This window comes from Bacillus sp. 05T22 (assembly GCF_056396765.1).
Genome location: NZ_JBFTMC010000151.1, coordinates 1 through 8,111, shown reverse-complemented (window position 1 = coordinate 8,111; position 8,111 = coordinate 1). Strand labels below are relative to the sequence as shown.

Here is an 8,111-nt window from a genome sequence, read left to right as displayed (position 1 = left end):
GCTACATGTAACCATGTTCCAAATGTAGTCATTGTGTTCAAAATTTCTTTATCATTACCTATTAATTGTTTTACTTCATTAATATCACCAATTTTAATTGCATTTCTTATTGCTTTATTTAAAATTTTTTCATCCATACCATTACCTCCTGTATCTCTACTATCTTGTACGAGCTATGTCTCCTAAATCTTTAAGAGTTTCAACAATATCATCAAAGTCACCGTCTATTGCTTCAACATCCCTTAACCGCTTTACAACAATCTCCAAAGCATCAAGACTATGCTGTCCTATTACGGCATTTGGTGCCCAAACAAGGTTTTCTTCACCAATTATTGGGTCTATCCCATACCTTCTTAATATTTCTTGACCTTCTTGAACAAGTTATTTTTGCTTCTGGYCAAGACCTTTTTTAAATAGAATATGATGTGCATGTGGATTTCTCATATCAGTAGGTGGGTCACCTATTAGTCCTCTAAGATACTTACCAAAATCAATTTTAATTAATGCTTCATTATATTCTTTAGTAATGCCTAAATCAGACATCTTTTTACTAATCTCAGACAACTCATCTACACTAAAAGTATTATTTTGAATGGCATTTTTAAGCTTATTCATCTTTGTGGCATTGACACTACCAGCCTCGACTATATCATCAAGATAATCGCTTACAGTGTTACCCGTACCCTTAGTATACTTATAAAATTATACGTGTACCGACTTATTTCTACGCTAAAATACAAAAAGCACTCGTTGCCATAATTGACAATCAAGTGCTTTAAGTTCATGTGTTTTCTAAGTTTTCACGGTTAGCTCTAAATTTGTGCATTTTATTACGTCGTAAAAACAATATGACACTTTTCGTGTATCATGACATGTAATACCTTTAAAACGTACGAGCTTGTATGCATTCGTTAGTTTACTATGCGTTCCACATTGCACCCGTCGCCCATTAAAATGTCATCTCGCCTAAGTTCGTGTGCCTTATTTTATCGTATCAAGGAACGGAGGTCCAAACAAGATCTTATGATGGTAAACCATCATAAGGTCAATTCTTCAAAATGACCTTTTCTTTTTTTGTACACTTCAAATAAAGTTTGTTTTATCTGTCTATATTTCCCTATGCCGATACGTTCCAATCCATGCGTATTATTGATTAATAGTTACACTTAAATCGCAATATCCTGGTAACCCACTTCAGTTACTATCTCATTTAACATACGAATTCCTAGCCCATTCTCTGTATCCCATGCACAATTAAGTGTAAATCTAATGTCTCTACCTTCACACAAATCCCCATAAGGAACAACAATCCCGTCTAAATCTATCATTTCTAATATTTGATCAGTTGTTTCAACTAATGGATAACTTTCATTTACTTCAATATCATAACCTAGTTCATGTCGCTCTTGTTTATAATACTCTAAAATCGGTTGCAAAAAACTTTGTTGCAGGTGTTCCCAATTTTGCATAAGCGAGGTGTATGCTACATATTGTTCTTCATCAAAATTGTCGTCCTCTTCCCCATCTATCATTAAAGTTATCTCAGTTTCTTTTCCCAAAAAATGAATTGTAGTATCCTTAACCCAGCCATACTCATATTCAAGTTTACCGAAAACCGAATCATTTAAAATCATTTTACAAGCTCCTCCTTATGTCTATTAGCAAATCCTCCGGGTTTAAACGCTCCTGCGTTTATCTCTCCTACACCACCCAGATGTCCAAATTCAGCATTTATGATTGCACGAGTTGCACTGTTTTACCCTCATTCTAACCCAGTTGTAAAAATAAAGGAAGTCAATAGCCACTACGTTCTCCTAACGTCGCTATTGACTTCCTTTATTGAGCATGTACCTTTGTCAGTGTCCAAGTAACTCACAAAATAGGCACATTTCTCAACTTATTTTTCTATTTCTAGTATCAAGCCTTCCAAATTCAAAACATCTTTATTATTTTGACTAATGTTCATACGAAAAGTTTTAAATAGATTTGCAAGAACATGAACGATTACCGTAACACATGGCGTTATTACAATCGTACATGGCCAAAAATAGCACATTTGTTGCTTTGAAATACAGTTTGATTAGAATCACCCTCTCAAACCGGTATTTTTCAATAAATAAAAAGAATCCACCTTGAAAAAAGATGAACAGCTCCCTGTCAAGTAGACAGTGGAAATAATAAAAACACTTTAAGCGGCTTGAACCCTGTATTCTAATGGGCTTAAGCTGTTTAATCTTTCTTGGTAACGTTCGTTATTGTAAAACTGAATATAATCATCTATCGCTTGTTGTAACGATTCAAATGTCTCATACTTATGTAGGTAATACTTTTCACACTTCAACGTTCCCCAAAACGATTCCATTGGTCCATTATCTATGCATTTTCCTACACGTGACATGCTATGAATCATTTTTGCTTTTTCTATTTTCCTCTTAAACCCATGTGATGTATATTGATACCCTCGATCACTATGAATCAATGGATGTTCATTCTCTTTTAATATAGTGATAGCTTGATCCAATGTTCGAAATACCAATTTATTATTGTTTGAATGTCCCAATACATAACTAATAATGGAGCCATCGTAAAGATCTAAAATGGCACTTAAATACGTTTTCCTTCCGTTTCCTAATTTGAACTCCGTGACATCTGTTACCCATTTTTCATTGGGCCTGCTGGCAGTAAATTTACGATTGAGTCGATTTTCAGCGACATATTGCGCAGATGAGGGAACATAGCGCTTTCTTTTCCGACGAATCACGGACTGTAATCCAGTGATGTGCATTAAGCGATAAATACGTTTGTGATTAAACTTTTTATGATATAACCTATTCATATTTAATTTCATTCTTCGGTACCCATAAATGCCTCCTACTCGTGCATAAATAGCTTGAATATCCTGAAGAATTGCTTCATTCTCTAATTCTCTAGCTGTTGGCGTCCGCTGTAGCCATTTGTAATAAGCAGCACGAGATACACCAGAAATTTCACATAAAAGGATTACTGGTAGATTTTCATTCGCATGTAAATCTTGAATCGCTCTATATTTATTTTGTAGACGAACGCTTGTTAACGACGCCTCCTTTCGAGTTCCTCTAACTTTTTTAAAAAAGCATTTTCTGCACGCAATCGTTCATTTTCTCGCTCTAAACGTTTCATTTCCAGTTTAAACTTTTCTTCAGCTGTTAATTCATATTCCTCTTTCTTTCGACCGCGTTTATCTTGTAGTGCTTCTTCACCATTTGCTTCAAACTTCTTGACCCATTGATATACCTGTTGGTAAGAAACTTCATAGCTTTCGGCTGCGAGCTGATAGTTTTTCTGGTGTTGTAGACAGTAATTTACAATTTGAATTCGTTCTTCTAATGTTGTTTTTCTTCTATTTGTCATAGAGTTTGTCATTCCTTTACCGGTATCATTTAATTCTCTATGACTATTATACTTTTTAATCCATTTTCCCAAAACCGCCGTACTGGATATATTGTATTTTTGGATAACCTTGCTTAACGAATCGTGTCCTGATAGATAATCATTGACGGCTGCTAACTTTAGCTCTTTTGAATAACGCTTCCAAGAAAGTGCTTCTTCTAGGCCGTCTTYACCATTCACTTCATACCTTCTCTTCCAATCTCTAATCGTCCCAGGATCAATCGGAAATTTAGTAGTAATGTCAGCTATTGAATGATGACCATCTTTATAAAGAGATAAAACAGCCAATTTTTCAGCTTTAGAATATTTCATTCGAGCCATAAAAAATACTCCCCTTAGATAAACAGATTTTTATTTTGTATCTGTCTACCTAATGGGGAGCATATCAAGAATTGATCAAAATGGATTCTTTTTTAGCAAATTTAAGTTGGTTTTTATAAAAAAGCTTGATCATTTTCTACCTGAGTTACTCCACAATACTCTATAATTATTGTCTAACTTCTTTTTCTACATAATCTAGGTTTTAAAACTTATATAACGATTAATTGGTGTATGAACTAACAATGGATTTTATCAGTACGATGATTTCAAATATTAAAAATATAAATGTCCAAGTAAAATTTCTTATAAAAAAAAATTTACTATAAGTGTCAATTTTATATTGTTTTCCTTCTTCATCAGTCACAATCTTAATACCTTCATCTTTTACAAAATATTTAGTAAAAAGATAGTTAATTAAAGCAGGTAAAAACATCAATAATAACATTACAAATCCAATTAATTTATTCAACAAACTTCCTTGTTCAATATTCATATCCATACTTATACCCGCTAGAGCTATAACAGGTATATACCCCAAAAACAAGGCTAATGGAACTAAAAGACCTTTTCTTTTCCAAATAAATAACATAAAAATAATTCCTTCCCTCTTCTTTAAATAGTGCTATAAAGCTATTATTTTTTCTTCAAATCAATAAAYTCTAAAGACGATAATGTTGTATCTTTGGGATCGGTATCTTTAAAAATTATAATTGCTTTTACATCTTCTATATTATCAACAGCATTTTCTAAAAGTAATACAATATAATAATTTTTAGAAATACGCGCTGTTTGTGTGTATTTTAATTTTCCTAATTCTTCTTTTGAAARATTTTCATTAATTTTTGAAGATAAGCCCTCTTTAACTTGTTCATTCATAGTACCAAGTTCTTGAGAACCTCTTATACAGTTGCTGAGTTGTTCCGTTATGCCCGATGCCTCTGCATAACTTTCTGAAAGTTCTTCCGTCTGATTAGGAATCTCATAATACTTTTCGATATTTTTATACATAGTATTCTTATGGATTGGATTCTCTGCTGATATGTCTTCTGGTAATATAGACCCTATGTCAACTTTATCTTTATACTTATTCATCAATATATCATAATTCTTTTTATTTTTTTCTACCTTTATAATCTTAAACCGATTATTAAATTCATCTTTAGTTGTGAATTCATCTAAGTTTAAATGTCCTTTTTCATCTGGCKTAGCACTTATAGTAAGTGTTAAATATTTTCCATACGGTTCTTCTTTTTTATCATCGATAATTCCTTCTATTACGGTCTCATATCTATTTTCCTGCAATTTCTTTGTAGATATAGAGGAATAAGGAAAGATATAACCAACATCATTCTCACTAAACTTAGAAGCTACAGCATTATAGTTTATAAAACCATTACTACGTACAAATTTATTAATATCATCAGAAAGATCTGCGCTAGAAACTTTATTTTCTTTTGTACATCCTACCATTAATAGTAGACTAAAAAGAAAAAATCCAATCACTTTAACAATTTTTTTCATTATTCTACTCTCCTATATTTTTCCGTTTCAAATTCTAACTATGGACGTTGCCTCATTTTTCATTAATGAACCCTTTTTATACTTTTCTATTTTTTTACTATTCTCCTTTTTTATAGAAGTGGTTCGAATTACAGGCAATAACCCATCCTATAATTATTAATGTTAAAGAAAAATATCTTAATACACGCCCTATATATAATCTAAATCTTTAAGATAAATGACGGATAATGCCAAAATAACAGCACCAACTATCCCGAGAATCAAACCCTTATATTTTTGAAAAAACATCAAGTTACCCCTTTCGTACAAACAAAATATTCCATATATAAATAATACTAAATTATGGAATGTTTTTAAAGAATCAAAACGTTTTTATATTCAATTTATATATTTTGTTTCTTTTCTTAATAAAAATATCCCCATAGATAAGTAAATCCAAAGGGATAAAACGGTGCATCTTTTTTATAAACAGTTAATCTTTTTTCAAAACGGTTAAACTTTGTTATAAACGATTAAACTTTATTTCAAATCCACAACATTCTAGATAGCTATGCAATCTTGATATTAACTTATAAAGAAACCTTGACCGGAGTCAAGGTTGAAGACATACAATCTTAGGTCTATCTATAATACTTGATACACCTTTCTTGAAAAGGGATTCTATCATCGAGCAGCACTTCTTCTTGCAGCAATTTTGTTATATTCTCTATTTTTACAATGAATAGTGCGAAGAAGTCGCCCGAATTTGGATATGAAAATAGTCCATACCCCTTTGGTGACAGTATTTTGTTGACCTCCTTGATCTTTTCAGGTAAAAATTCATAATTAAATGCTTCTAATTTCTCGAGTTCTTCTTGTGTTGCTAATTCAATTTGGTGGGCAAATTCGTAATCAAGAATAAAATTGACAATTTCTTGGTATTGCTCACCTTTATAGTCAACGTATAAAAACTGTTTCGTCGTCAATCCATATTTTAATAGGTCTTCATGTAAGTCATAACTTCCTTGCTCCTTCAAAAACGTTTCCAAATCTTTGCTATCAGGAAATATAATCTGCGCTATCCCTTGATTAGGCATATTAGCTTCCTCCCTTTTATTGAAATAATTCTCCATGCTTGTTAGGAATATATTCCGGGTAGTTTTTACGATAAAATTGATCGATCATCTGAAGCACTGGGTCCCACTCAGGGTATGGCTCACGTTCTCCAAATACCATTTTCGCTTCTGGAGTATTCATCAGAAAATTATCGAATTGAGTAGGTACTGGCAATCCTAGTTGTTTTCTTACATGGATCAAGAATAAGATTTCAAAAGGATAAAATCCGTATCCGAAATCGCCAAATTCACCTAGCTGTCCGATTTCAGAAGCTAATGCAGAATGATACTGAGACATTATCGAAATTAGATGTTCTATTTCTTCTATATCATCAGTCGACCAACGTCCCAGCACTTCATCATAAATGTTCAGGTCTTCAGGGATTAAATCGCATCGTAGTTCAGCTTCCTTAAACTTATTTATCACGGCTAGATGTAATTTTTCATTCGTTCCCATGATGGTTATATTTTTATACTGCAAGTACAGCTCTAGCAAAAACCAAATATGTCTGTTCTCTTCATTGGCGTCTATTAAATGTCCATCGAAGTGATGAGTCATAAAATCAAATAAGATATTTTCTTCTTTCTCCCATCCATACATTGCAAAATGAACTAATGTGAAGACGACTTCGCTAAACGAATATTCCAACATCATCCCAGGATACTTGATTGTATAGAGATCCTGTCCCATGCACTGGTAAAACAAGACCTTCTGCATGTTCTTTAATCCTTCTACATTGTTTCCACCGCTGATCAATACATCATTTTTCCATAGTGACAAGTGATATGAAGAAATTTGGCTTAGATCTATTAATAGTATGTGATCTTTCTCTGTTTCATTTTGCTCAACGATTTCCTCAATCTCTCTTCTACTAACATTATATTCATCTTTAACATCTTCAAATTTGATTCCATCCACAAAATTTTTGCTATATCTTTTAAAAGCCATTTCTAACTTTTTTTGGTTTATCATTAAATCCCCCCTATGAATGTTTGCAAGTATTATAGTGACAGTTTGACACCCTTTATATGTTGTGACAAATAATACATTAAAACTTATTTGCCAAGTTTACATACGATTCAAAATCAACTTCTATATCAATTTCAACACTTGTTCCTTCACATTTTCGTCAAACTTAGCTCCTTCTACATTTGCTCCTGTCCAAACTACATTGTCAAGTTTAGCACCGGTAAAATCCGCTTCTGTAAAATTCCCATTTAAAAGGGTTGCTCCTGTAAAATCTGCATTTCTAGCATCTACTTCTGATAAATTTGCATTTTCCAAATCCGCTTTTTCAAATTTACCATTTGTAAGATTGGCACTGCTAAAATCCGTTCCAGTGCAATACGCCTGTGTAGCATCAATTCCAGATAAATTCGCATGGCGAAAAGTTGCATGATTTAAAATTGTTCCAACTAGTTCCCCATATGAAAAATCAACTTCGTCAAAACATGTTTCAAAACAACTACTTATATTCAATTTTGCATATTTCATATTCGCTTTAGAGAAATTCGCTTCACCAAACCTACAATCTGCAATATGTATTTCCTCTAAATTACAACTTCTGAAATCAGCCAACTCAAAATCACAATCATGAAACGATGCTCTCATTAATGAAGAAGCCCTTAACATGACCCGTTTTGCCATAATACGATCTCCCATTACCTCTGACAGGTCTGAAAAAGTAAGGTCCAAATCACTCATATCTAACTGATCTATAACCTCATCATTGTATTGAGATCGAT

The 8,111-nt window shown here is 32.7% G+C and carries 8 protein-coding genes and 1 pseudogene; all 9 read right to left on the bottom strand.

Annotation, left to right across the window (positions count from 1 at the left end; all coding sequences use genetic code 11):
* Nucleotides 1-137: pseudogene (locus tag AC1DIT_RS25840) on the bottom strand (ankyrin repeat domain-containing protein); the annotation flags it as partial.
* 244 nt (nucleotides 138-381) lie between these two features.
* Nucleotides 382-615, bottom strand: coding sequence for a hypothetical protein (locus AC1DIT_RS25835; RefSeq protein ID WP_476998509.1), 234 nt, complete (start codon nucleotides 613-615; stop codon nucleotides 382-384).
* Nucleotides 616-1,166: 551 nt separating this feature from the next.
* Complete coding sequence (locus AC1DIT_RS25830) at nucleotides 1,167-1,634, bottom strand: DUF6985 domain-containing protein (RefSeq protein WP_016114246.1); 468 nt, start codon at nucleotides 1,632-1,634, stop codon at nucleotides 1,167-1,169.
* A gap of 554 nt (nucleotides 1,635-2,188) precedes the next feature.
* Nucleotides 2,189-3,750 (bottom strand): IS3 family transposase gene (locus AC1DIT_RS25825; protein WP_476998508.1). Its coding sequence is split into 2 segments (ribosomal slippage): nucleotides 2,189-3,117 and nucleotides 3,117-3,750, totalling 1,563 coding nucleotides; the frame shifts between segments, so codons are not numbered across the junction.
* A gap of 220 nt (nucleotides 3,751-3,970) precedes the next feature.
* Complete coding sequence (locus AC1DIT_RS25820; RefSeq protein ID WP_016114243.1) at nucleotides 3,971-4,339, bottom strand: hypothetical protein; 369 nt, start codon at nucleotides 4,337-4,339, stop codon at nucleotides 3,971-3,973.
* A 44-nt stretch (nucleotides 4,340-4,383) separates the two neighbouring features.
* Complete coding sequence (locus AC1DIT_RS25815) at nucleotides 4,384-5,271, bottom strand: hypothetical protein (protein WP_476998507.1); 888 nt, start codon at nucleotides 5,269-5,271, stop codon at nucleotides 4,384-4,386.
* Nucleotides 5,272-5,891: 620 nt separating this feature from the next.
* A complete protein-coding gene (locus AC1DIT_RS25810) occupies nucleotides 5,892-6,347 on the bottom strand; it encodes a DUF6630 family protein (protein WP_016114240.1) in 456 nt (151 codons plus the stop codon).
* Nucleotides 6,348-6,363: 16 nt separating this feature from the next.
* Complete coding sequence (locus tag AC1DIT_RS25805; protein ID WP_016114239.1) at nucleotides 6,364-7,338, bottom strand: hypothetical protein; 975 nt, start codon at nucleotides 7,336-7,338, stop codon at nucleotides 6,364-6,366.
* A gap of 120 nt (nucleotides 7,339-7,458) precedes the next feature.
* Nucleotides 7,459-8,111 (bottom strand): pentapeptide repeat-containing protein (locus tag AC1DIT_RS25800; protein WP_476998506.1); only part of this gene is annotated, 653 nt, incomplete at its 5' end.

Bases quoted from the DNA above. Each gene is read 5' to 3' on its own strand.
- AC1DIT_RS25805 (WP_016114239.1), bottom strand. From the start codon at position 7,338: ATGATAAACCAAAAAAAGTTAGAAATGGCTTTTAAAAGATATAGCAAA.
- AC1DIT_RS25810 (WP_016114240.1), bottom strand. From the start codon at position 6,347: ATGCCTAATCAAGGGATAGCGCAGATTATATTTCCTGATAGCAAAGAT.
- AC1DIT_RS25820 (WP_016114243.1), bottom strand. From the start codon at position 4,339: ATGTTATTTATTTGGAAAAGAAAAGGTCTTTTAGTTCCATTAGCCTTG.
- AC1DIT_RS25830 (WP_016114246.1), bottom strand. From the start codon at position 1,634: ATGATTTTAAATGATTCGGTTTTCGGTAAACTTGAATATGAGTATGGC.